Raw genomic sequence first — 23,192 nt, forward strand, 5'->3', positions numbered from 1 at the left:
GCGATAAACTCTTTGTTGCTCGATTTTTACTTAGCCCACTAGGTTACAAACCTTGCGCCGCGATTTAATCGCCCCTAGATTGAACAAATTTCAATCCGCAAAGATCAACACGCCCTAGTTAATCTCTTGGTTAGCGCTTTGGTTAATAAATTAAGTGCAATATTATAAACTCATAAAAAAATAGGGTTTAGTTAAGGTCCGAAAATGGCTAGTAATGTACTATCGTTTCTATAAGCTACTGGCATCTTAATTTATTATACTGAGCAGCTTTATGAATATTCAGCATTGGCAAAAGGCACGTCAAAGTAGAGATGCCCGTTTTGATGGGCTTTTTTATATTGCTGTTAAAAGTACGGGGATATATTGCAGACCTATATGCCCAGCTCCCACTGCACACGAAAAAAATGTAACTTATTATCAGTTTGCACATAATGCTGCCCAAGCTGGGTTTAGGCCTTGTATTCGATGCCGCCCCGACAGTGCTCCGGGCAGTGCTGCTTGGCAGGGCACAAAAACAACAGCGCTTAGAGCAAAGCAGTTAATAGATCAAAACGATGAGCACGACTGTGAAAAGCTAGCAGCTCGCTTAGGAATAAGTAGCCGTTATTTAAGACGACTGTTTTCTCAATATTTTGGTGTGTCTATTACACAATATAGATTATTTAATCAGTGTCATTTCGCTAAAAAATTAATTCAAGAAACAAGCCTCCCGCTTACGCAAATTGCGTTTGCATCAGGTTTTAAAAGTATTAGACGTTTTAACGACGCTTTTTTACAACAATTGAATATTGCCCCTTCTAAGCTTCGTTCAAGTGACAAACCATCAAGTTCTACACTTAAACTAACTTTACCTTTTAGGCCCCCTTATAATTGGCAAGCGTTACATTGTTTTTTAGCAAAAAGGCTTATTAAGCCAATAGAGTGGCTTGATGATAAAAGTTATGGTCGTACATTTACCTACGCTAGTTGTAAAGGAAGTTTTAACGCGCGTTTTGTGGAAAGTAAAAATTACTTTGTTGTTGAGATAGATATCGATAACACGCTTTACCTGCAACAAGTCATTAATAATATACGGCGCGTACTTGATTTAGACGCAGATATTAATTTAATCGAAAGTCATTTAGCTAATAATATAAATAACGCATTTACACTCACTCACGGTTTAAGAATACCGGGTATTTGGTCAAGCTTTGAGGCAGGAGTAAGAGCGGTACTTGGTCAACAGGTAAGCGTTACAGCTGCACATAATTTAGTAACAAAGTTAGTGAATGAACTTGGTGAAGAACAAGGTGAACGAGTCTACTTTCCAAGTGCAGATCGCGTTGCTAAAAGTGAGTTTACATTTTTTAAAATGCCACAAGCGCGAAAAAACGCATTGCACAACTTAGCTGAGTTTTGTGCACTAACCCCTGACTGTAATGATTTAGATCAATGGCTAAGCTTAAAAGGAATTGGCCCTTGGACGGTTAATTATGCAAAATTAAGAGGGCAAAGCCTGCCCGACATATTACTAGATGGGGATTTAGGGGTTAAAAAAGCACAGGCTGCGGCAACCCCATTTGAGAGTGAAAATTGTGCTCCTTTTCGTTCTTACTTAACGTTTCAACTATGGCAGCAATTATAATGATAATTCAAACACGTATCCCAAGCCCAATAGACGATATTATTATTCAGGCAACTGAAGTAGGGGTTAGCTATGTGGGCTTTTACCCGCATGTAGAATATGTTCATACCCCTTTTGAAGAAGTAACGAATACAGCAATACTTTGCTGTGCTGAACAGCTTAATGAGTACTTTAATAATACGCGCACCACTTTTAATGTACCTCTTGATACAAAAGGCACGGCATTTCAACAAAGTGTATGGCAAGCATTGTTAAATGTGCCTTATGGGAAAACGAACACCTACGGTGATATTGCCACGGCATTAAGTAACCCAAAAGCAGTCAGGGCTGTTGGTGCCGCAAATGGCAAAAATCCTATCAGCATTATTGTACCGTGCCATCGTATAATAGGTGCAAACTCAAAACTTACAGGGTATGCCGGTGGACTTGAGAGAAAAAGTTGGCTACTAAAGCATGAAGGGATAATTTAATAGATACAGTACTGGCAGCTTTATTATCACAAGCTACAATTTAATATTATTTATTGATAAAAATTATTATGAGTATCAGCAGCTTAAATTATTTATTTATAATTATTTTGATGTTTTCTTCAGCAGTGTTTGCCAAACCTCAAACGATTTTATTTTGTTACGAAGATAAAGATATCGCGCCTATGTTTTTAGGCGTAGGGCAAGAAGTACCGATAGATAAACCAGGTGCCTCTATAGAAGTACTTCGTAAATTAGACGCTGCATTAGACAGTGTTAAGGTTGAATTTGTAAGGAAACCTTGGCGCAGATGTCTAAACGATCTTGAATTTAATAAGGTAGATGCGGTTATTGCAAGTTATCGCCAAGGCCGTGAGCGAATTGCAGCTTACCCGTTTAATGAAAAGGGCGACTTACAATCGCAATTTGCTGTGAGTCGCTTTAGTAGTTGTTTAATTGGTAACTCTAAGTTCCATAAGGAGTGGCACTCTCGCGAAGTTTTTCAAAACAAAGCATTCACTATTGCTATACCTAATGGTTATGGCCTCAATAGCACCTTAAAAGATGAGCCTTTATTTATTCATAATACGTTTTCTAAAGCTAAAGCATTTGAGCTTCTTGATAAGGGAGTAGTACAAGCGAGTGTTGATTTATGCAAAGTAGATGATTTAAATGTATCGAGCTACCCGCATAATAAAAATGTTAAGGCCATTTATCCTCCTTACGAAACCACAAATGGCTATCTTATTTTTTCTAAACAATTTTACGCAGAAAATAACGCTTTAAGCCTTGAGATGTGGCAATGGTTATCTAGGTTTGATAGCGCACCTGTTTATGTAAAATACTTGCAAGCCTTTGAGAAATAGCTAAGTTAAAGATGATATGAAATTGGTATTAATGGCATATTAAGGTAGCATAAGCGCACTTTTTCTCTTTAGGCACTGTAATGGCTCAATTATACTTTTACTACTCAGCGATGAATGCGGGTAAATCAACCACTTTATTACAATCGGCATTTAACTATCGCGAACGCGGTATGGAACCGGTTATTTTAACAGCTGCAATTGATAATCGCTCAGGGGTAGGAAAAGTATCATCGCGTATTGGCCTGCAGGCAGATGCACATATATTTGATGAATCTAAAAATGTATTTGATCTTATTAAAACGCTGCAAGATGAAAAAAAACGCCATTGTGTGTTGGTTGACGAGTGTCAGTTTTTATCAAAAGAGCAGGTAATGCAATTAACCGATGTAGTGGATGAACTCGGTATTCCGGTATTATGTTATGGCTTGCGTAGCGATTTTAGAGGCGAGTTATTTATTGGCTCACAGTACTTATTAGCGTGGGCCGATAAGCTGATTGAGCTTAAAACGGTGTGTCATTGCGGACGCAAAGCAAACCATGTGCTGCGTACTGATGAAAATGGCAATGCCATTGCCGATGGTAACCAAGTGGAAATAGGCGGCAACGACCGATACGTTTCGGTGTGCCGCAAACACTATAAAGCAGAATTAAATATGGGCCGACAAAGCATTTAAAAATGTATCAATATCTTCGCGCGTAATATCTAAATGCGTTACTAGCCTAAGCTGCTTGCTTGGGCTAATTAATATCCCTTTTTGTGCAAGCTCATTGGCAATTTTACTAATGTTAGTGCCGCCTGAGTAACTTGCATACACCATGTTGGTTGTATTGCTCATATCAACGCTAAAACCATTTAGCTCATTTAACTTATTTGCCAAGTAGCGCGCATTAGCATGATCATCACTTAAACGGGTTACGTTGTTTTCAAGTGCATATTGCCCAGCGGCTGCCAGCATTCCTGCTTGTCGCATCCCACCGCCTAGCACTTTTCTCCAGCGCCTAGCTTTGTGAATTAATTCTTGTGAGCCCAATAATAACGAGCCTATTGGTGCACCTAAGCCTTTAGATAAACAAATTGAAACAGAGTCAAAGTGCTTTGTAATTGCTGTTATATCAACATTTAGCTCAACGGCTGCATTAAATGCGCGTGCTCCGTCTAAATGCAGCGCTAAATTATGCGTATTAACAAAGTCGCGAGCTTGGACTAAGTACTCAAGCGGGAGCACTTTTCCACCAATGGTGTTTTCAAGGCTAAGCAAGCGAGTGTTTGCAAAGTGGCTATCGTCAGGTTTTATAGCTGCGGCAATTTTGTTAAAACATAAGCTACCATCTTTTTCGTTTTCGATAGGTTGAGGTTGTATAGAGCCAAGCACGGCAGCGCCACCGCCTTCAAACTTATAATTATGGGCATTTTGCCCACAAATATATTCATCCCCGCGTTCGCAATGTGCCATTAACGCCAGTAAATTAGCTTGTGTGCCAGAGCTGCAATAAAGCGCGGCGTCAAAGTTAAAACGCTCACAGGCGTATGATTCTAGTTGGTTTACGCTAGGATCATCGCCGTATACATCATCGCCAACAGGTGCATTATGCATTACATCGCGCATGGCTTTTGACGGTTGAGTAACGGTGTCTGAGCGAAAATCTATCATTGTTGTTATTCCTTTATTAGTGCAGGCTTTATTATTTTTATGAGTTTACACAAACTCTTCAAAAATTTGCTCTCGGGTGGCCTTATCAAAATAACTCCAGGCAATAAAGCGACTTATTTTTTGTCCCTGCGCCATATCTATAATTTTATATTCAGCAATAGGTAGCGTGCTTAGCCTTTCTTCTAATACAGCAAGCGTTTCTTTTTTTGAAACCAAGGAGGTAAACCATATTACTTGCTCTGCAAATTGCTCGCTTTCAGTAATCATATTACTGATAAACTTCGCTTCACCACCTTCGCACCACAACTCGTTATTTTGGCCGCCAAAGTTAAGGGTGTTTTGCGGAGCTTTACCTAAATTTTTCCATTTTCGCTCAGTGCCTTTGTTAGCCTCATCCGCGCTTGCGTGAAACGGAGGGTTACACAAAGTTACGTGAAATAAATCTTTTTGATTAATAATGCCCTTAAAAATAGAAGATGCATTTTTTTGCTGTTTTAAGGTGATTTTTAAACCGTTAAACTGCGCAATTTGCTTAGCAATTTTTATTGAACTTGCATCTATATCACTACCCGTAAAGTGCCAGTTATACTCGTGGCTACCTGTAAGTGGGTAAACTAAGTTAGCACCGGTGCCAATATCAAGCGCTTTAATTTGACGCCCTGTAGGTATGTTTTGTTGGTTATCTGTGCTTAATAAATCGGCCAAGTAATGTATGTAATCTACTCGCCCTGGAATAGGGGGGCATAAGTTTTGATCCGGTATATCCCAAAATTCAATATTATAGTGCGCTTTTAACAGAGCCTGATTAAGTGTTTTAACTGCTTTGTTATTGCTAAAATCTATGCTTTTACTGCCCGCGGGTGTTACCACTATAAAGGGTGCTAACGCATTATGTTTTTCGCATAACATGTCTAAATCGTAGCCATTTAAGTGCTGATTGCGAGGATGTAACTTGTTGCTGTTTGATTTTGATTTCATAGCTTAAATTTAGCAATTTAATAATGACGCAATTGTATCAAATGCATAGCTAAAAAGTGCAACCATTTACTTTAGAATTAGCACGGCAACTGGTAGGATGAGTTCATAAAAATTATAAAGGAAAATACGTGGCAATCACTCAGCAATCACATTTTGTTCAATTAGCCGAACAGCAAACGTTGCATTTACGTCGTATTGCGAACGATGAGCAATCAGGTCCTGTGGTGTTTTTAATGCATGGCGCAGTAGAAAACGGCAAAATTTTTTATACTCACAGTAATAAAGGGTTAGCGCCTTTTTTAGCAGAGCAAGGCTATTGTTGCTATGTGGCGGACTTACGTGGGCGCGGAGAAAGTAAACCGCTTATAACTCGCCATTCAAAATATGGCCAAACAGAAGCCATAGTAGAAGATATTCCTGCTTTTATTAATCATATTGAACAATTAGAAGGTAAAAAGCCTGATTATTGGGTTGCCCATTCTTGGGGCGGCGTATTAATGAATAGCGTATTTGCGCGCTTCCCTGAATATTTGAAAGACGTTAAAGCATGTGCGTATTTTGGCTCAAAGCGTTCACTGTTTAATAACCATCCTAAAAAGTTACTGCAAGCGAATGTTATTTGGTATTTTATGGCGCCATTACTTGCTAAAAAACACGGGTTTTTAAATGCCAAAGGTTATAAATGGGGCAGTGATAACGAATCGAAAAAGTCGCACTATCAAAGTATGCAGTGGGCTAAAAAACGCCCGTGGGTTGATAGCGATGATGGTTTTGATTACGCCAGTGCGTTAGCTAAGCTGCATGTACCGCCTACGCTTCATGTTGCAGCAGTAAACGACAAAGCTCTCGCACAGCCTATTGATATTAAAAAGTTTATAGCAGAATCAGGGCCAGGCAAACAAACCTTAAAAATTTACGGTAAACGCCATGGTCACCATGTTGATTATGATCATATCAATATGCTTACCCACCCAAGCGCCCGTGATGAGCAATTTAGCGATGTATTAACCTGGTTTAATGATCATAGTTAATTAAGGTGTTTCATCTAGGAGTTTTAAAAGTGGTGTTTTATAGCGCTGCCAATGCGCCACTGCAGATGTATTTACAGGTTGTCTAATAGCTTGTTTGCTTAGTGTTGTTACGGCCGACTTTCGTGTGTGAAACTGCAAACACTGTGGCTCAAACTGGCAATTTAAGAACGAAAATAACGCGTTTAGTTGCGCTTTAGGCTCAGTTACTAATTGCTCATAACTCATATTATAAATGGCTATATCTGGCATACTCTGCCAATGCACCATTAGTTCGGTATAAAGTGTGTGGTAGTGCTTAAACTCTGTTAAATCACAAAAGTAAGGCTCATTTTGAGCAAAGTAATTACTAAATACCGAAAAAGCCGTTGCGTTAAAATCCCGACTTAAATTTACAAACTTAGCGTTTGGAAATAGTAAATAAATAAGCCCAATAGACTGATAATTACTCGGTAACTTATTAACAATATAAGGGCGAATTGGCTGTGCTGTTTTTAATGTTTCAATATAAATATTACGCGCTTTAGCTATTAAATCACTCGTAATCAAGTTCAAACACTCAGGGTAGGGCGTTTGTGTTTGTTGCTCAATAAAAGCCACCACCTGATTACTAATGCTTGAGTTTTCACCAAGTGTTGAAAACTGTGAATGATTTGCCAGCATTTGCTCAAGTAATGTTGAGCCACTGCGTGGCATGCCTATTATAAATACGGGGGTTATAGAGCCGGTAAAAGTGTGATCTGCACTTTTGATAAGTGCTGGTGTGTTTTGCTCTAAAATACGTTTATAAAAAGGATTCAGCTGTGCGGTATTAAAATCAGTGAGTTTTTTTTGTAACTTATTAGCAAGTACGTAATAGTTAAATGCTTGCTCTGTATCATCTAATTTATCGTAGCTCTTACCTAATGCGTAGTAACACACCATTTTTAAACGCAAGTTATTGGTTTGCGTTAAAAAGTGATGTAAATTACTTATGTAGTTGTGCTCTTTATTAAAGCGACCTAGCTGCACCAACTCAAATAATATGTAAGCCGTAACTGGGTATAGCCCCATGCTGAGTGCATGAGCAAACGTAGTGTGTGCTTTGTCGAGCTCACCGTAATTTAAATAATGCTGGGCTAAGTAGTAATGAGGCTCAGGGTTATGACTTGCTATGCTTTTGGCGTATTCAAGCACTTTTAGCGCATCGTTAGGAGAATTAACGCCATTAAATGCATCAGCAAGCGCGTGTAGTGGCTCTAACATATGCGGTAAAAGCCCACATGCCTTTTGCAATAAATAAACCGCTGCATCAAAGCGCTCTAACCTAAGAGCTATCCTGCCTAAACCAAATAATGCTTCGCCACTTTGCGGGTTACTATTTAAAATTGCTTTAAAATGAAACTCGGCTTCTTTGAGTTTATTCTCTTGGAGTAATTGGTTGGCTTTTTTAATTAGCATGATGAGGCATTATTGTTTTTTTAATTAATATAAAATAAAAAAGGCGAAATGTCTTAACATTTCGCCTTGGTCTATCATGAAAATAGTTTAGAAAGTATACGTAGCTTTTGCGTAGTAAAAGCCGCCGTTAATTCCATAAGGAGATGTTTCGTAGTACTGACCACCCCAGTTATTATTAGGGATACCCGTACGGTCTTCAAAATCAAGTTTTTCAGCATCTTGGTCAAACAAGTTTTGAGCACCAATCGAGAAACTAACAGACTCATTTAAGAAGTATGTAATTTCAGCGTCAATGGTTACTGCTGCGTCAGCTGTTTTTGCTGTTGCATCGTAATCTACGTGAACACCTTGGTACTCGCCGTAGTAGTTAGCACGTGTAAATAACGAGATTGATTCCCACTGTTGTGCCCAAGTAAGCGTTGCACGGTGGTTAGGTAAATCTTCTTCTAAACGTTTAACTTTAAACTCACCGGTAATGTCGCTGAACTTAGTTACTTCAGTTTCATTCCAGTTGTAAGCAAGGCTAAATGTAGAGCTACCACCGAGCATGTCGGCTGTGTAGTTTGCTACTAAGTCAATACCTTGAGTTGTTGTATCAAAGTCATTTGTGAAAAAGCTTACTTGCGCATAACTTTGCGCATTTGGTACGCCTGCTGCTTCTAACGTGTCTTTATCATCTTGGCTAAGTACAATTTTTTCAGATTGGCTGATACGGTCATCAACTTCAATGTTGTAGTAATCAAGTGTTAAGAATAAATCGCCAATAGTGTAAACCGCACCTAACGTGTAACTTTGCGACTCTTCTGGCTCAAGCTCTGTACCACCTAATTGCACTGCAATTGGGTTTGTTGGTGGTAATAGTGCTGAATCTTGTAATACGCCATCACTTAAGTTGGTTTGTACGTTACTTACATTAGCTTGGCCAACAGTAGGAGCACGGAAACCTGTGCTTACTGAGCCACGTACATTTAGATCTTCAGTTACGTGATACTGCGCCATTACTTTGTAGTTTGTTGTTGTACCAAAGCTGTCGTAATCTTCAAAACGTACCGCAAGGCCCATTAAGAAGTCTTCTGTAAAGGGTGCTTCAATATCTACATAAGCTGCGTAGTTACGGCGTGTATATTCGCCTGCGTCAGAAGGTTTGAAACCAGGGAAACCATTAGAGCCAATACCAAAACCTTGTTCAGTTAAAGGACCTGCAGTAAACGATGCTTCATCACCTGAGATAACAGTGAATGTTTCTTCATGCCATTCTAAACCACCGGCAATATTTACATCGTACGCTAGGTCAAAATCAAAGCCTTTAGAAAGGTCAAAGTTAAAGTTTTTCTCTAGTTGCTCGTATTTACCTGGGCTAAAATCACGCGGGCTGTCTGCACCTAATGACGCATTAACCGTATCGTAAATAAAGTAGCGAGATTCGTTTAAACCAACTGTACCGCTTAAATCGTAAAACGCACCTTTAAAGAAGCCACCCGTAAACATACCCTTTGTACCAATAGTTAAAGAGGTATCTGTGATGTTGCCACCAAAGTTAGGTGTAAAACCACCAGGGATCGTTTCATTAAATGCAAAACAATCTGGGTTATTAGCAACACCGCTAATGTAATCTGGGTTATCAAGCACGTTATCGTCGATTGCGATAGTTGGACAGTTACCGCTCATGTCTTCTGTTAAATCGGCAACAAGCAGTGTTTCACCGCCATCGTTTGAGTAAACACCTGGGCGAGTATGCGGGTTACGGTAGTAAAAACCACCACGTACGTCACGCTCAGAGTAGTTACCAAACATATAAAATTCTGAGTCGTTTGTTAGTTCTAAACCAAAGTTACCAAAAATTGAGATATCATCATCAACCTCTGGAGCACCCCAAACTTGCGCAAGCGAAGAAACTTCTGGCACACCTGCAGCAGAAAGTGCGGCTGCATCAGGGCGTTGCTCTGAACGACTTGTCGCATCAGCTGTTTTATATTGAAAACTTAAGTTAGCAAAACCGTTGTCGGTAAAGGGTAAGCCCACGTTACCTGAAATCTGTGTTGTGTCGCCATCGCCTTCATAGTATTGACCATGGCGTACTTCGAACTTACCACCTTCAGAGGCATCTTTAAGTTGGAAGTTCATTACACCGGCAATAGCATCAGAGCCGTATTGAGCTGCAGCACCATCACGCAGTACTTCTACTTGTTTAAGTGCAATGCTTGGAATAACGGAAATGTCGGCGCCTTGTGCACCATCATTTATACCACCGCCTAAAAATGCAATGACAGAAGCGCGGTGACGGCGTTTACCATTTAAAAGAATTAATGTGCTGTCTGAAGGCAAACCACGTAAGTTTGCAGGGCGTACAAGTGATGCAGCATCACTGATTGGGTTTTGATGAACATTAAAAGAAGGAACGGCGCCTTTTAAAAGCTCAAGCATATCGGTGTTACCCGATTTTTCTAATTCTTCACCGCCAATAATATCAATAGGAACAGGTGAATCACCGATTGAACGAGGAGCAGAGCGCGTACCTACTACAGCAATCTTCTCAACATTTTTATTTACTTTAGTTTCGCTTTGCTCGTCTGCTGCTATAGCTGAGCCTGAAATAAACAACCCTGCAGTGGTTGTTGCTAATGCAAATTTAATTGCTTGATTTAGCGCATTGTTTTTTAATTTCATTCTAAATTTCCCCAGTTAGAATAATTTTTGTTTTGTAATGCTTGTTTTGCACTACTATTTTTAGATTTTGGACTAGAAAAGAGAGGGGTTAACAATTGTATAAAAATGTATTAAGAGTACTTCTTGAACAATTAAGTTAACCTCAATTTTATGTCCTAGTTACAGCCTATACATAAAAAACAGAGAGGGCAATATTAATTAACCATTCAATAACAAAAACTTCAAACAAAACTAAAAATGCAACAATGGTGCATTTTAAAGGTGAAATGAACTATTTTGGTGCTTTGTGGGGGTGGGATTTAGTAAAATAATGCAGTTATAAAACGTTTAATGTTGCAATGTTGTTTCTTTTTCTGGTTTTTCTGTGTTTTCTAATTTTTTTAGAGCTTGGTTATAAATAGCTAATTGCTGTCTATATGCATCCCATACGCAAGGGCAGCAACTTCCTCCTCCACAACATTCATCGGGTTTCGGTTTTCCAGGTTTTTGCAGTGATTGATTTTTATTATGATGCATAATTGTACGTATTTAGTACCAAGTTGGTGCAAAGAATAAGGTAATGAATGGTGTAAGTAAATTATTCTTTGTGAACGAGTGTGCCTGTGTGAAAATAACCGTTATGCGATTATATAAAGTTATTCACCGTGCGCCTTGGCGGGTAGTTAAGATTAGTAAAAAGCGTCAACAGCTTCGCTTTCGTCGTGCTATGGTGGCGCTTAAAATTGCGCTCGAACAAGAAAAACAAGAAACCAAAGAAATGCTCACTATATATAGGCGCTACACGCAAGGCCAAACAAATAAAGAAGAGCTAAAGCGCGCTAATGAGCAATTTGTTGATATTTTAAAAGGGCTAGGGTTAGGTGTTTTTGCGTTGTTACCCTTTGCGCCTATCACCATTCCTTTAGTTGTAAAGCTTGGCAGCTTAGTAGGCGTTGATGTATTACCTAGTTCGTTTAATATCAACAAACCTATAAAAGAGCTAGATCAAAAAATAGCTCAAGAAAATCAAGAGCAACAGTCTAACAACTCGATAAAAAAGTAACAAAAATCCCTCTAAATTAGCTATACCTTTTAACTGTGCTTATTGATATGCTCTTAAGTACCATTTTTATAATATATGAGCTTTTTAATGAGTGCATTACTTCGTCATACTTCTTCTGGTATTCCTTTATCTTTTATTCTTAAAAACGAGTTAACTGACTGGCAATCTCAACAACCTGCTTTTATTCAAACATGGTTAACCAATAGCGGCTTTGAAAAACAAGGCTTAGCGTTAGTGCCAGATGCGCAAACGGGTGAGTTAAGCCACGTATATTGTTTATTACAAAGCAAAGAAGACTTTTGGGCAGCAGGCGAGCTTGCAAATAAATTACCGCTGGGCACGTATCAAATTCAAGGTGATGATGCCTTTATAGAGCAAGTGGCGCTTGGTTTTGTATTAGGCGGCTATGAGTTTAGCGAATATAAAGAAAAGCCAACTGCTAAAGCACAATTAGCCATTGCCGATGACGCGCTATATCAGCGTATTAAGCAACAAGCCGATGCTATTTATTTAGCACGTGATTTAGTTAACACACCGGCAGTAGATATGATGCCGCAGCATTTATCGCAAGTAATGGAAGATTTAGCCAATAATTACAATGGCGAGTTTACCCAGTGGATTGGCGATGAGCTATTAGAGCAAAATTACCCAACAATACATATGGTAGGTCGCGCAAGCGAAAACAAACCGCGTTTACTTGATTTAAAATGGGGCGCAAAAGACGCACCGCTTATTACCTTGGTAGGTAAAGGGGTATGTTTTGATTCAGGCGGGCTTGATTTAAAACCAAGCTCGGGCATGCGTAACATGAAAAAAGACATGGGCGGAGCAGCGCATGTAATTGCATTAGCACAATTAATTATGGCCGCTAACTTACCAATTAGATTGCGTGTCTTAGTGCCTGCGGTTGAAAATGCGGTATCGCGAAATGCATTTCGCCCAGGTGATGTAATTAAAACGCGTAAAGGCATTATGGTTGAAATAGATAATACCGACGCAGAAGGGCGTTTAGTGTTGTGTGATGCGCTTAGCGAAGCACAAAATGATAACCCTGAGCTAATTATAGATTTTGCGACCCTTACAGGTGCTTGCCGTGTTGCTTTAGGTACTGAACTGCCTGGCTTTTTCTCAACAGAGCGCGATGTAGCAAATGGTATTATTGATGCAGGAATGGATGTAAGCGATCCGGTGTGGCAACTGCCTTTATTTGATCAGTACAAAAGCTTTTTAAAGAGCGATGTAGCTGATATGGCAAACTGTGCAAGCACACCATTTGGTGGTGCAATTACCGCGGCGCTTTATTTAAAAGAATTTGTAGAGCCAACCACTCCATGGGTACATTTTGATGTAATGGCATGGAATTTACGTGCATTACCTGGTCGCCCTACGGGCGGTGAAGCGCTAGGGATTCGTGCAGTATTTAATTACCTGCAAAGCCGCTTTAATAAGTAAGTTTTTGATTCAATAGTAAGTGAATAACTTGAGCTTATGAGTGTTAAACCTCATACAGCTCAAGTGGTAAATTGTCTGGATCGGCAAAAAAGGTGAATTTTTTGCCGGTTATTTCATCCACTCTTATTTCTTCCACAGCGATATTTTGCGTCTCTAGATACTTTTTTGCTTGAGCTACGTTTTTAACTTTAAATGCTAGATGCCTTAAGCCTTGCGCTTCTGGGTAGCTTGGTCTTGCAGGTGCTCTATCAAACGAAAATAACTCTATTTGACTACCATCAGGCATGGCTAAATCTAATTTATAAGAGTTACGCTCAGCTCTAAAGTGCTCGTTAATAACTTCAAGTTTAAGTATGTTGCTATAAAAGTGTTTAGAACGAGCGTAATCACTGCAAATAATAGCAGCGTGATGAATACCTAAAAGTTTCAAATTTAATTCCTTAAAGCAAAAACGCACTTAAAAAGTGCGTTTTATGTATAGCTTATTACATATGTTTTTAGCTTGGCTCAGCTTCTTTACATGCTTTAACTGCTGGGGCTACAAGCTCAAGGCCTGTTAGCTCACAAGGTGGTAAGGTTGCATCACTTACTTTAATAGGTGTTACACGCTCGCCCCATTTTATGTAGCTTGCTGCCCACGTTAAACCGGCGCCAAACGCTGCCGACATTATATTTGAGTGTGGTTTAATTAGCCCTTTTTCAACAGCTTCACACAACGCAATCGCAATAGTTGCGGCCGACGTATTACCGTAGTCAGCAATATTTACCATTACTTTTTCATCAGGTACTTTTAAACGATGCTGAATTGCCTGAATAATACGTAAATTAGCTTGGTGTGGCACTAATACGTTTATGTCATCAAGGCTCAAATTGGCTTGCGTTAATACATCATCACACGCTTCGCTCATGCCTTTAACAGCACGTTTAAAAATTTCACGGCCTTCAAACAGTAAGTCAGACGGACCAATTGGCTCATATTTATTTAAATCGCTTCCAAAGTTGGTGATATGTAAAATATCTCTGTCTTCGCTGTCACAACCGGTTTTAGTACCAAGTAGGCCAGCAGGTGTGTCTGCGGCTTCAAGTACTACTGCACCTGCACCATCACCAAATAATACTGCGCTGTCACGGCGTGCCCAGTTTACATACCAAGTCATGCGCTCGGCAGCAATAACCACCGCCTTTTTAATCATACCTGCTTGAATTTGTGCAGTAGCTGCTTGAAGTGCATATAAAAAGCCAGAACACGCAGCATTTGTATCCATAGCTGCAGCACCTGTAGCACCGATATTTTTTTGCACCATAGAGGCAGTATTTGCTACTACGGTAGAGGGGGTACACGTTGCTAAAATAACTAAATCGATATCTTTTGCGTCAATACCTGCACAATCAATGGCGTGCTTTGCGGCAACGGTTGCAAGTTCAGCGGTACTTACATGACTAACTCTTCGAGACTTTATACCTGTACGTGTGGTGATCCACTCATCGTTGGTATCAACTATTTCGCTAATTTCATCGTTGCTAATGCTTGCTGGTGGAATGCATTTACCCCAACCAGTGATATGTGCGTAAGACATAGTGTGTTCTCTTAAAAGGTGGTCTGACATGTATTTCTAGTTGGGGAGTTATACCAAAAATTGCCCTTTAAGAGAAGTTATTACCCTATTTTGTCCCTTAAAGTTTTAATTTAGTGCAATTTTTGATTCATAAGCGGGGCATTTATCAATATAACCGTTCGAATTTAAAGCAAATAAAGGTATTATTAATTTAAGTTTGTACTGATAAAAGGGAAGTGCATGAGTAGCAAAATTAAAGCGTCGTTATTTAATCATTTAATAGATTCTGAGCGGCAGTTATTAGACCCAGATGTACGCCAATCAAGGGATGCATTAAATGCCTTGCTCGATGATGAATTTATTGAAATTGCTGCTAATGGCACTGTGTTCGATAAACACCATGTAATTACCCGCTTACCTACTGAAGTTGTTCCACAGTTTTATAATCAGCACTTTAAAGGGCGAATGCTTAGCGATGATGTAGCACAAATTAGTTATCAAGCTGCTTATAGGCGCTCAGCCAGGAGTGAATTTAATTATTCCCTACGAATGTCGCTGTGGCGTAAAAGTAACGAACAATGGAAAATGGTATTTCATCAAGGAACGCCGTGCGCGCTATTTACCATATCAATGGATGATGATTAACTGCTTTTATTAACGTTTTAAATTTTATAGGTAAACCGCACCTTGTTTATGCAAACCGATCCTACTATTAGTCGCCTTTTAATGCTTCGTAGTGGCGCTATTGTTGTGCAGTTAATTGCTGTACTGAGCGTGTATTTTTTATTAGAGCACCAAATAGCGTTATTGCCTTTATTATTGGTAATAGCGGTAGAGGCTATATTTCAATTAGTGAGCGTATTTGCCTATCGAAATGTAAGCCAAGCTCGCCCAGTTGGCATGTTAATGCAGCTCACTGCTGATGTATTATTTTTAACAATTTTGCTTTCATTAAGTGGTGGCGCAACCAATGCGTTTGTGTCGTTACTGCTATTACCTATAATGATTGCAGCTGTAACGCTCCGTGAAAAAGGACTCGCTTATATAGCGGTACTTGCTATTGCCGCTTATAGCTTTTTATTAATTAGAATGCCCGATCATAGTATGCATCAAATGAATATGAGTGGGCACTTTATAGGCATGTGGGTAAATTTTGTTTTAAGCGCAAGCGTAATTGCCCTCGTTATTGGCGCTATGAGTAGAGCATTAAAAGAACGCGAACGTACAATAGCCAAAGCTCGCGAAAAACAATTACGCAACGAGCAACTAGTAAGCCTAGATGGCGCAGCGGCGCAAATAACTCATCAACTCGCTACACCCATCGCTAACTTACAATTATTATTTGAAGAGCTTTTAGAAGAGCAACCAGATAACCCTGTCGCTCGTCAAATGCGAACGCCACTTAAGCAGTGTGCTACGCAATTAAACGACTTTAGAAAGCTCTCTGCACAGCTTCGAAATAAAAATACCAAAGAGCACACAACAGTTAGCCAACTGCAAACGCAAATTACCGACACATTATTACTGCAATACCCTGATCAGCACATTAATTGGTTAAGTGAGCCAATAGCAGCCACCTTAAAAAGTGATGCAATGCTATTACCTGCTATTCTCAATTTGCTACAAAATGCATGCATTGCTAATCAAAAAAATAACCAAACCGAGTTAGAGCTACGCTGGCAGCAAAATAATCAACATAGTGAATGTGTATATTTGCTAATTCGTGATTTTGGCAGCGGTTTTAGCCAATCACAGTTAGCAGAGCTTGGTGGGCAACTTATGCCTAGTAGCCAAGGTATGGGGCTTGCGGTTCTGCTTTCTAATGTAACGTTTGAGCGCCTAAACGGATCGCTTACTTTGTATAATCATGCTGGTGGCGGGGCGGTTGCTAAAGTAAAATTAGCCATAGTAAATAATGAGCAGTCACATACATGAAATTACTTATAATTGAAGACGATATAAACCTAGCCAACACCCTCGCTAGGCGTTTAACAAAACAAGGCTATAGTTGTGAGGTTGCGCATAATCAAAGTGATGCATTACTAAGTGCGCATAAATACTTGCCAGATTGTATTTTGCTCGATATGAAATTGGGTGACGATAACGGCCTTGCCTTAATTAAGCCACTGCGCAGCTTATTAGCGCAGGCGCATATTGTATTACTAACCGGATTTGCAAGCATAGCCACCGCAGTAGAGGCCATGCGTGTGGGCGCTGACGACTACCTTACTAAACCCGTTGATATGGCCACATTATTAAAGGCCCTAAACGCCGATTTAAATACGCAAAATGTGAGCAGTATTGTAACACCGGTTATGTCGCCAGAGCGTTTAGAGTGGGAGCACATCCAACAAGTACTGCATAGTAATAATGGCAATGTGTCGGCCACTGCGAGGCAGTTAAATATGCACAGGCGTACATTGCAGCGGAAGTTACAAAAAAAGCCGGTTCAGCAGTAACCGCTTAAAGGATATAAAATGAGTGATGATGCGGCTACATTAATGCGTAATCAAAAAATTATATTATTCGATGCGCAGTGTAAATTATGTAGTGCGTGGTGTAATTTTATAATTAGTAACGATGCCAATGTCATTTTTAAACTATGCAGCGTGCAATCACCAAAAGGTGCACTGCTGTTAACTCACTTTGGTTTTTCAACCACACAATACGCCTCAATGGTTTACCTACAAAACGGCAAAGCGTACACGCAAAGCCATGCTTTTTTTGAAGTAGTAAAGCAGCTAGATTACCCCTATAAATTAGCCACTGTATTTAGTATTTTACCTAACAACTTTAATAATTGGCTGTACGATAAAATTGCTTTAAATCGCTATACCTTATTTGGCAAGTACAACTATTGCAAAATACCCAGCCCAGATGATGCAAAGCATTATTTATAAACTAGTCGTTCATACATTGCAGTATAAGTAGATGATAGGTTTAAGTGGCTGTGCTAAAATCGCCGCGTTTTAAATTATCAGGGCTTTGAAATGGCAAGTACAGCGCACGCACTCCACATATTGGTTAAACACAAAGAAATAGCAGAAGACATTATTAAGCAATTAGGTAAAGGTGCAAAGTTTCAAACCTTAGCTAAAAAATATTCGTCGTGCCCATCGGGTAAAAAAGGTGGTGACCTAGGCGAATTTAGACGCGGGCAAATGGTTCCGCAGTTTGACAAAATAGCCTTTAATGGCGCTATTTTAGAGCCCCATTTAGTTAAAACTAAATTTGGCTGGCACGTTATTAAAGTTCTTTACCGTACTTAATAAGCTTGCTGACAAATACTCAAAAGGCTGCACTCTGCAGCCTTCAATATATAAACTTACCCGATTATTAATTATCCAAGTTAAACTCAATTGTTATTTCTAAGTTTTTGTCAGGTACAGCAATACCATTAACAACCTTAGGTGAGTATTGCCATTTTGATAAGGCGCGTTTGGCTTCACTATTAAACACTTGCTCAGGTTTAGCGTTAATAACTTTAATATTATTTGGACGCCCACAACTATCTACATAAATCACTGTAGCCATTGATTTACCTGACATCGTTTCCTCTGGTGAATAGGGCGTTAATTTGAAGCGTCAAACTCCGACAGTGAGGCATTAGTGTTATGTTGCAAAACAGAAGTAAAAAATTTATCGTAAACATCGTTGAGCTGTTTATTGTAATCGCTCCAACCTTCTAAGTTTACTCTAAATTCCAAATTCGAATAAGCATACTCAGAGAGCGCATCAATATTAGTTCTGTTCCATTACTCCTGCGGTGCAAGTGCATCTTTTGTACCGGAGCCGTTAATATTGAATCCATACACCATAGAATGCAGTGTTAGTTCAATTCTTGCTTTTTCGGCCCAATCCAAACCCTCTGTTGCTTTATTCCATGCTGTTTTCACATGCAAAGGCGCATTAACAGGAGGGAAATGTATACTTCTTGACTCACCTATTTCAACGATGCCATCATTATTTAAATCTACCAAATCTGAGCCATCAGGTTGGCTTAATAGATTTTGAGCACCTTCGGCACTTAATGAATCAACATTAATAGTAGAGGCGAGGCTATTGGCTTTTTTTACGAGTTGTAGTTCATCAGTAGTGAGTGACTTTAAAAATGCCTTTGGGGTATTAGTGTCTTCCTTTGTTTGCTTTAGAATGTCTGCAAATCCAGAAATTTCAGTTTCATTTAAATCACGGATTTGTAGTTTATTTAGCGAAGAAACGCTAAGTTGAGTGTCAATATTTAACATTATACATTCCCTATGTGATTAAACAGGTAACCATGCCTCTTATAGTAAGCAGGATAGTTTTGATGTTGTTTATAGACGGCATAGTATTGCCGATGTCTTCTTTAAAGCATTACTCGATAAATAGGTACAAGTTACATGCCAAAATAGTTAAATGTATAAATAGAGATATGTTGAAGTTTGTTATATCAGGAGGAAGCATTGGACTGCTCATCTATCTAATTAAAAACTAAGTTTAAATGTTGTTAGTTATAGAGGATTGTAAAAACGCCCACTATTAATTAGCGGGCGTTTTATTGTTGAAATACTTAGCCAATTTTATTTATAAAGCTAATAACTAAACTTCTTGCTTGGCTTCTTCTTCACTAATTTGTTTAAGTGCTTGAATAAACGAATCGCTTGGTTGTCCGCCATTAATTGCATATTTATCGTTGATAATAAAGGTAGGTACCGAGGTAATACCCATTTGCTTAAAGCGGTCTTGCTCTTGGCGCACTGTTTGTACGTATTTATCTGAGTGTAAAATACTGCGGGCCTCTTCTTTATCAAGGCCAACACTTGCTACTACATCAAGCAGAGCGTCTTCTTGATTTAAGTATTTTAAATCGGTGAAGTGTGCTTCAAACATGGCAAGAAATAATAGAGTCAGGTCTTTCTTCTTGCGTTTTGTAGTAAAAGGCAAGATACAAAACCTGACCCTGCTGGTGTGCACGCGATTAATTACAGAAATAAAATCATATTTAGATTTTGCTTATAAATATGAAATTCAAATACCTCATGGAAGAGCTGATGCACCTGGGCTTCATGCTGAAGTTCGATCAGTAAATAAAATATTAAAAGAGAACCCCACAGTTAGTTTTTCAGATATTTCGATTGCAACTGTGAGGTTAAAAGGCGATGACGCAGGAATAAACTTTCCTGCTTGTATGAATTGTTCTGGTATATTAAAAAAGTTTGAAATTCTCACGGGAAAAGTTGAATAATGAAATGTGAAGCTCCACCACTTGTTGTGTTTGATGCGCTAGTGAACCAAGATAATACCTACTTTTTTAAAGGAACGCCCTTTACGGGCGTTGCTATTTTCGCTGAAAGCGGGATTGTTGTTAGTAAAAAGCAATTTCTTAATGGTCAAATATTGGGTGATTACGATTTACCTTTTATAGACATTAAAGGGCTTGAGCTTTTAGATGCGGCCATTGATCAAGAATGGGATGGAAATCTTCAGCTTATTCACGAAGGCAAACCTTTCAATGGTGTTGTCTATGAGACTGCCTATGGTTGGGTGTGTGATGTACGTTGTATCATTGAAGGATGGGAATTAGATGGTTTGTCTCAACAATTTCATAAGCATGATTGCTACTCTGAATTAATTTATGGCGCAGGGCCTCTTCGGTATGAATATATATGGAATGAACCTTCAGTGATGTCTTATTATAAAGCTAGGTTTCAAGCAGAGGATAAAAGAAGTTTAAAGTTAGCTTTTAGTAAAGAAAACAGGCTTCGTGGTATATATATCTATAAAAGTATTGACGATATCTTTTCTTTGAATGCTGCAGTTGATAATTCACCGCTAAAAATTACTAGCTTTAACGATATAAAAAAATTGTCTTCTGATAATGTTATAGAGCTTAGCTTACAAGACGTAACGGATATAAAATTTACAGAATTACTGCCGTCGCTGTTAGAATTCCCAGTTAATAGGCTTCTTGTCTCAAATATTAGCAGGAATATTTTATATGAGCTTAACAAACATGCTTGGCTGGAGCTAGAAGAACTAAGCTTTCACCATTTAGTTAATTTAGGGCTAGATGAAGTCATTGCTTTTCGAAATGATAACTTTAAGAATGTAAATATTTCATACGAAAATAAAACTTATTAATGAGTATGTGAGACTGATGGTTTTTCATAAGTCTTTTCTTTATGCTCTTTTAAAGTACTATTAACCAATTGGTCTGCTTGGCGAGTGGTTTCTGGGAGTCGATATTTAGACGCTAGTTTTAACACCCACTCCACTGCAGTATCTAGTGATACTTTATGGCCAATGGATACATAAACGGGTTTGATATTATCTTGCGTACGTAGCACTTTGCCAATAATCTTGTCGTCATCTATTAAATCAGACGTTGCGCCACGGTGTTTTGCAAGTTCTTTAAACTCACCTAATAACTTGCTCTTGCCACAGCCTATAGTGGGGATATCTAAGGTGACACCTAAGTGACAAGCAAGGCCGAAACGTCTTGGGTGTGCAAGGCCATGGCCATCGCAAACGATCAAATCTGGCACAGTTGTGAGTTTATTAAATGCACTTAAAAGTGGTGGGAGTTCGCGGAAAGAAAATAACCCGGGAATATAAGGGAAGCTAATAGGTTCAATGTTGGTTTGTACTTCAAGTACTTCTAATGTATCAGCATTCAGTACTGTAATTGCGCCAACAACTTCAGATGATTGTTCGTTATAGGCAACATCGACACCAGCAATTGTATTTATATCATTAAATTCGTTATGTATTTTTACAGATTTAGCTAATTTTTCTTGTTTCGCAATAAATAGCAGTTCATCGAAATGTTGTTGCTCTTCCATGTGACTTATAAAATAGTATAATTTGAAGTATCTCATCAAAGTATAACACTAAAGCTGGGTTGATCTAGGACCAGTTTAAAAAACCATCCACCTTTAATGATTTGCCTCCACTTAGGGCTATTCACCGAGGAAGAAAAGAATAGGGTCAGAAAAGAATAAAAAGAGTAGGGCATCCATTAGAAAGTTCCGATCAAGTAGGCAGCTGTGTTTTCTTGATCTTTTTATTCAAAAAACCAAATGTTGTTATTTTTAAACTCACTTTAGATATGACTACGCATCTAATAATGACGTCGATTGGTGTGAATATGCACTGTGGCTTGAATAAAGAACGCCATATGAATTTAGGCAGTTTAATTAAGCATCATTGATGATTAATTAAGGCTCTTGGCTTTCGCCTCAGTCATCGTTTAGTGCCAATGTCTGTCCAGTTCTTGGTAGCGATGGCATTGATATCGGCAGCTATGCAGACAATGCACGCCAAGTGCTTGACGAAAAGCTAGTGCTACCTGCTGGTGTGGTGCAGAAATACAAGCGCTAGGTAACACTTTACAAACATTTGAAAAATATTCTGATAAAATTGAATTTCGCAAAGTGCAGCAGAAGTTTCAAACTGGCAGCAGCTTAAAGCCAACGTTTGACGTGACAAATTACACCATTGGAAAGATTCAGTTATGAGCGAATTAAAGTACCACAATGACCACTATAAATTAGTGAACTTGCAAAATGCCTTTCAAATTCATTTAGATACTTATAACAATAGGTGGCAGCGTTATCTCGAGCTAGAGCCCGCGATTTATGAGGAGCCACAGGCACGGTTAAACTCTGACGCAATGGATTGTATAAGTCTAAGCTTTCATGCACAAAATGCAGAAAAAGGGCTTGAGGGCGTGCCTATTATGCGCTTTGGCCTAGATTTATTGCATGCGCATTATAATTTAGTGTCAAACCCCGGGCAGCGCCATATTTTTACTTTAAAAGATCACGTATTTCGCTTAGAAGGTCATTCTGAACATCGGTTAATCATGATTGATTACTGCAATTAAGTTTAGCCCTGTGCTTAAGAGATGCTGATGCGACTGAGCTAATCTGTCGATGCGAAGAAAATTGGCTTGAGTACCCTGACGCCCTTGACTACGCACTCCTAAATTTTGTGCGAAATATATTTGTACAAGACGCAGACCAAACAGTGTTATTACGCGAGGTAATGGAAAAGTCAGGCCCTGAGCATGTTGATGAATTTAGAGCGCCTTACGTGAACCAGCTTTTCTTGCCTTATTTGGATGTGTGGGTAGCGCTTTTATTAAACGATGAAGCTCATTATAAACGGGCAATCTTCAAGGCTATTGAATTACACTATAAGTTTTACAATGACCCACCAGAGGGCACAGTTACGTGGAAAGGCGATGTAGCTCTGCTAATAAGCGCAGTGGCTAGCCTTGCCTATGATAAACATGGTTGGCAAGTACCCGACACCCCTTACCTGCCAAAGTGGCTGATTTACAAAGAGTTTGAATATGCTTAAATCATCCTCGTTTGGCTACGAGTTAATTTTATAAGGTGGATTGGAGTGTATAACTATTTATTTAAACTAGGCTA

General features: G+C 39.1%; 27 protein-coding genes. 16 read left to right on the forward strand and 11 right to left on the reverse strand.

Going from position 1 to position 23,192, the window contains the following annotated elements:
• Window positions 1-271: 271 nt before the first annotated feature.
• The 4 genes from CWC11_RS04840 (at window position 272) to CWC11_RS04855 (ending at window position 3,631) form a co-directional block, all read left to right on the forward strand.
• Window positions 272-1,624, forward strand: a complete 1,353-nt coding sequence (locus CWC11_RS04840) for a DNA-3-methyladenine glycosylase 2 family protein (RefSeq protein ID WP_138681755.1) — start codon at window positions 272-274, stop codon at window positions 1,622-1,624.
• Window positions 1,624-2,094, forward strand: coding sequence for a methylated-DNA--[protein]-cysteine S-methyltransferase (locus CWC11_RS04845; protein ID WP_058549888.1), 471 nt, complete (start codon window positions 1,624-1,626; stop codon window positions 2,092-2,094). Before CWC11_RS04840 ends, CWC11_RS04845 begins: the two co-directional genes overlap by 1 nt.
• Before the next feature lie 68 nt (window positions 2,095-2,162).
• Entirely contained in the window at window positions 2,163-2,957 is a 795-nt protein-coding gene (locus CWC11_RS04850) for a transporter substrate-binding domain-containing protein (protein ID WP_138681756.1), read from the forward strand.
• 80 nt (window positions 2,958-3,037) lie between these two features.
• Window positions 3,038-3,631: a thymidine kinase gene (locus CWC11_RS04855; protein WP_058549886.1), complete on the forward strand. Its 594-nt coding sequence runs from the start codon at window positions 3,038-3,040 to the stop codon at window positions 3,629-3,631.
• On the opposite strand, the gene ltaE is transcribed toward CWC11_RS04855, so the two are convergent.
• Both ltaE and rlmF read right to left on the reverse strand, forming a co-directional pair.
• Window positions 3,605-4,609 carry a low-specificity L-threonine aldolase gene (gene ltaE / locus CWC11_RS04860; RefSeq protein ID WP_138681757.1) on the reverse strand — a complete coding sequence of 335 codons (1,005 nt, stop codon included), beginning with the start codon at window positions 4,607-4,609 and terminating at the stop codon, window positions 3,605-3,607. The genes CWC11_RS04855 and ltaE overlap by 27 nt on opposite strands.
• Window positions 4,610-4,654: 45 nt before the next feature.
• Window positions 4,655-5,587 carry a 23S rRNA (adenine(1618)-N(6))-methyltransferase RlmF gene (gene rlmF, locus CWC11_RS04865; protein WP_138681758.1) on the reverse strand — a complete coding sequence of 311 codons (933 nt, stop codon included), beginning with the start codon at window positions 5,585-5,587 and terminating at the stop codon, window positions 4,655-4,657.
• 128 nt (window positions 5,588-5,715) lie between these two features.
• Between rlmF and CWC11_RS04870 the strand changes: the two genes are divergently transcribed.
• Window positions 5,716-6,618, forward strand: coding sequence for an alpha/beta fold hydrolase (locus tag CWC11_RS04870; protein ID WP_138681759.1), 903 nt, complete (start codon window positions 5,716-5,718; stop codon window positions 6,616-6,618).
• Here the strand turns inward: CWC11_RS04870 and CWC11_RS04875 are convergent, their stop codons facing one another.
• The 3 genes from CWC11_RS04875 to CWC11_RS04885 form a co-directional block, all read right to left on the reverse strand.
• Entirely contained in the window at window positions 6,619-8,055 is a 1,437-nt protein-coding gene (locus CWC11_RS04875; protein ID WP_138681760.1) for a tetratricopeptide repeat-containing sulfotransferase family protein, read from the reverse strand.
• Between the two features lie 87 nt (window positions 8,056-8,142).
• Entirely contained in the window at window positions 8,143-10,722 is a 2,580-nt protein-coding gene (locus CWC11_RS04880; RefSeq protein ID WP_138681761.1) for a TonB-dependent receptor plug domain-containing protein, read from the reverse strand.
• A 327-nt stretch (window positions 10,723-11,049) separates the two neighbouring features.
• On the reverse strand, window positions 11,050-11,238 hold the full coding sequence (locus CWC11_RS04885; protein ID WP_138681762.1) for an oxidoreductase-like domain-containing protein: 189 nt from the start codon (window positions 11,236-11,238) through the stop codon (window positions 11,050-11,052).
• Between the two features lie 103 nt (window positions 11,239-11,341).
• On the opposite strand from CWC11_RS04885, the gene CWC11_RS04890 reads away from it, so the two are divergent.
• Together CWC11_RS04890 and CWC11_RS04895 are read left to right on the forward strand one after the other, a co-directional pair.
• Complete coding sequence (locus CWC11_RS04890; protein ID WP_058549996.1) at window positions 11,342-11,764, forward strand: hypothetical protein; 423 nt, start codon at window positions 11,342-11,344, stop codon at window positions 11,762-11,764.
• 87 nt (window positions 11,765-11,851) lie between these two features.
• Window positions 11,852-13,216, forward strand: coding sequence for a leucyl aminopeptidase family protein (locus CWC11_RS04895; protein ID WP_138681763.1), 1,365 nt, complete (start codon window positions 11,852-11,854; stop codon window positions 13,214-13,216).
• 43 nt (window positions 13,217-13,259) lie between these two features.
• Here the strand turns inward: CWC11_RS04895 and gloA2 are convergent, their stop codons facing one another.
• Window positions 13,260-13,646: an SMU1112c/YaeR family gloxylase I-like metalloprotein gene (gene gloA2 / locus CWC11_RS04900; protein ID WP_138681764.1), complete on the reverse strand. Its 387-nt coding sequence runs from the start codon at window positions 13,644-13,646 to the stop codon at window positions 13,260-13,262.
• A gap of 67 nt (window positions 13,647-13,713) precedes the next feature.
• Window positions 13,714-14,793, reverse strand: a complete 1,080-nt coding sequence (locus CWC11_RS04905; protein WP_089349839.1) for a ketoacyl-ACP synthase III — start codon at window positions 14,791-14,793, stop codon at window positions 13,714-13,716.
• 219 nt (window positions 14,794-15,012) lie between these two features.
• Between CWC11_RS04905 and CWC11_RS04910 the strand changes: the two genes are divergently transcribed.
• From CWC11_RS04910 to CWC11_RS04930, 5 genes are all read left to right on the forward strand, one after another.
• On the forward strand, window positions 15,013-15,417 hold the full coding sequence (locus tag CWC11_RS04910; RefSeq protein WP_089349585.1) for a nuclear transport factor 2 family protein: 405 nt from the start codon (window positions 15,013-15,015) through the stop codon (window positions 15,415-15,417).
• 48 nt (window positions 15,418-15,465) lie between these two features.
• Window positions 15,466-16,707 (forward strand): ATP-binding protein, encoded by a 1,242-nt coding sequence (locus CWC11_RS04915; RefSeq protein WP_171038392.1) that lies wholly within the window; start codon window positions 15,466-15,468, stop codon window positions 16,705-16,707.
• Window positions 16,704-17,231, forward strand: a complete 528-nt coding sequence (locus CWC11_RS04920; protein ID WP_138681766.1) for a response regulator transcription factor — start codon at window positions 16,704-16,706, stop codon at window positions 17,229-17,231. The genes CWC11_RS04915 and CWC11_RS04920 overlap by 4 nt, the downstream gene beginning before the upstream one ends.
• Window positions 17,232-17,249: 18 nt before the next feature.
• Window positions 17,250-17,672, forward strand: coding sequence for a thiol-disulfide oxidoreductase DCC family protein (locus tag CWC11_RS04925; protein WP_138681767.1), 423 nt, complete (start codon window positions 17,250-17,252; stop codon window positions 17,670-17,672).
• 90 nt (window positions 17,673-17,762) lie between these two features.
• Window positions 17,763-18,041, forward strand: coding sequence for a peptidylprolyl isomerase (locus CWC11_RS04930; protein ID WP_004588770.1), 279 nt, complete (start codon window positions 17,763-17,765; stop codon window positions 18,039-18,041).
• Between the two features lie 67 nt (window positions 18,042-18,108).
• Here the strand turns inward: CWC11_RS04930 and CWC11_RS04935 are convergent, their stop codons facing one another.
• The 3 genes from CWC11_RS04935 to CWC11_RS04945 all read right to left on the reverse strand — a co-directional run bounded on the left by CWC11_RS04935 (window position 18,109) and on the right by CWC11_RS04945 (window position 19,701).
• Window positions 18,109-18,306, reverse strand: a complete 198-nt coding sequence (locus CWC11_RS04935) for a TonB family protein (protein WP_249330651.1) — start codon at window positions 18,304-18,306, stop codon at window positions 18,109-18,111.
• A 221-nt stretch (window positions 18,307-18,527) separates the two neighbouring features.
• Window positions 18,528-19,019, reverse strand: a complete 492-nt coding sequence (locus tag CWC11_RS04940) for a hypothetical protein (RefSeq protein WP_138681769.1) — start codon at window positions 19,017-19,019, stop codon at window positions 18,528-18,530.
• Window positions 19,020-19,353: 334 nt separating this feature from the next.
• On the reverse strand, window positions 19,354-19,701 hold the full coding sequence (locus CWC11_RS04945; protein ID WP_502704793.1) for a DsbA family oxidoreductase: 348 nt from the start codon (window positions 19,699-19,701) through the stop codon (window positions 19,354-19,356).
• Between CWC11_RS04945 and CWC11_RS04950 the strand changes: the two genes are divergently transcribed.
• Window positions 19,643-19,999, forward strand: a complete 357-nt coding sequence (locus tag CWC11_RS04950; RefSeq protein WP_138681770.1) for a YwqJ-related putative deaminase — start codon at window positions 19,643-19,645, stop codon at window positions 19,997-19,999. The two genes, CWC11_RS04945 and CWC11_RS04950, sit on opposite strands and share 59 nt — an antisense overlap.
• Complete coding sequence (locus CWC11_RS04955; protein ID WP_138681771.1) at window positions 19,999-20,895, forward strand: hypothetical protein; 897 nt, start codon at window positions 19,999-20,001, stop codon at window positions 20,893-20,895. Before CWC11_RS04950 ends, CWC11_RS04955 begins: the two co-directional genes overlap by 1 nt.
• Here CWC11_RS04955 and nfi read toward each other — a convergent pair.
• Window positions 20,892-21,596, reverse strand: a complete 705-nt coding sequence (gene nfi, locus CWC11_RS04960) for a deoxyribonuclease V (RefSeq protein WP_212748081.1) — start codon at window positions 21,594-21,596, stop codon at window positions 20,892-20,894. The genes CWC11_RS04955 and nfi overlap by 4 nt on opposite strands.
• A 671-nt stretch (window positions 21,597-22,267) precedes the next feature.
• Here nfi and CWC11_RS04965 point away from each other — a divergent pair.
• Both CWC11_RS04965 and CWC11_RS04970 read left to right on the forward strand, forming a co-directional pair.
• The gene (locus CWC11_RS04965) at window positions 22,268-22,639 is read left to right on the forward strand and encodes a hypothetical protein (protein ID WP_138681773.1); all 372 of its coding nucleotides are present in this window, start codon (window positions 22,268-22,270) and stop codon (window positions 22,637-22,639) included.
• A gap of 41 nt (window positions 22,640-22,680) precedes the next feature.
• Entirely contained in the window at window positions 22,681-23,118 is a 438-nt protein-coding gene (locus CWC11_RS04970) for an Imm49 family immunity protein (protein ID WP_249330656.1), read from the forward strand.
• The last annotated feature ends 74 nt before the right edge of the window (window positions 23,119-23,192 follow it).

The organism is Pseudoalteromonas sp. S3178 (assembly GCF_005886985.1).
Classification (GTDB): domain Bacteria; phylum Pseudomonadota; class Gammaproteobacteria; order Enterobacterales; family Alteromonadaceae; genus Pseudoalteromonas; species Pseudoalteromonas carrageenovora.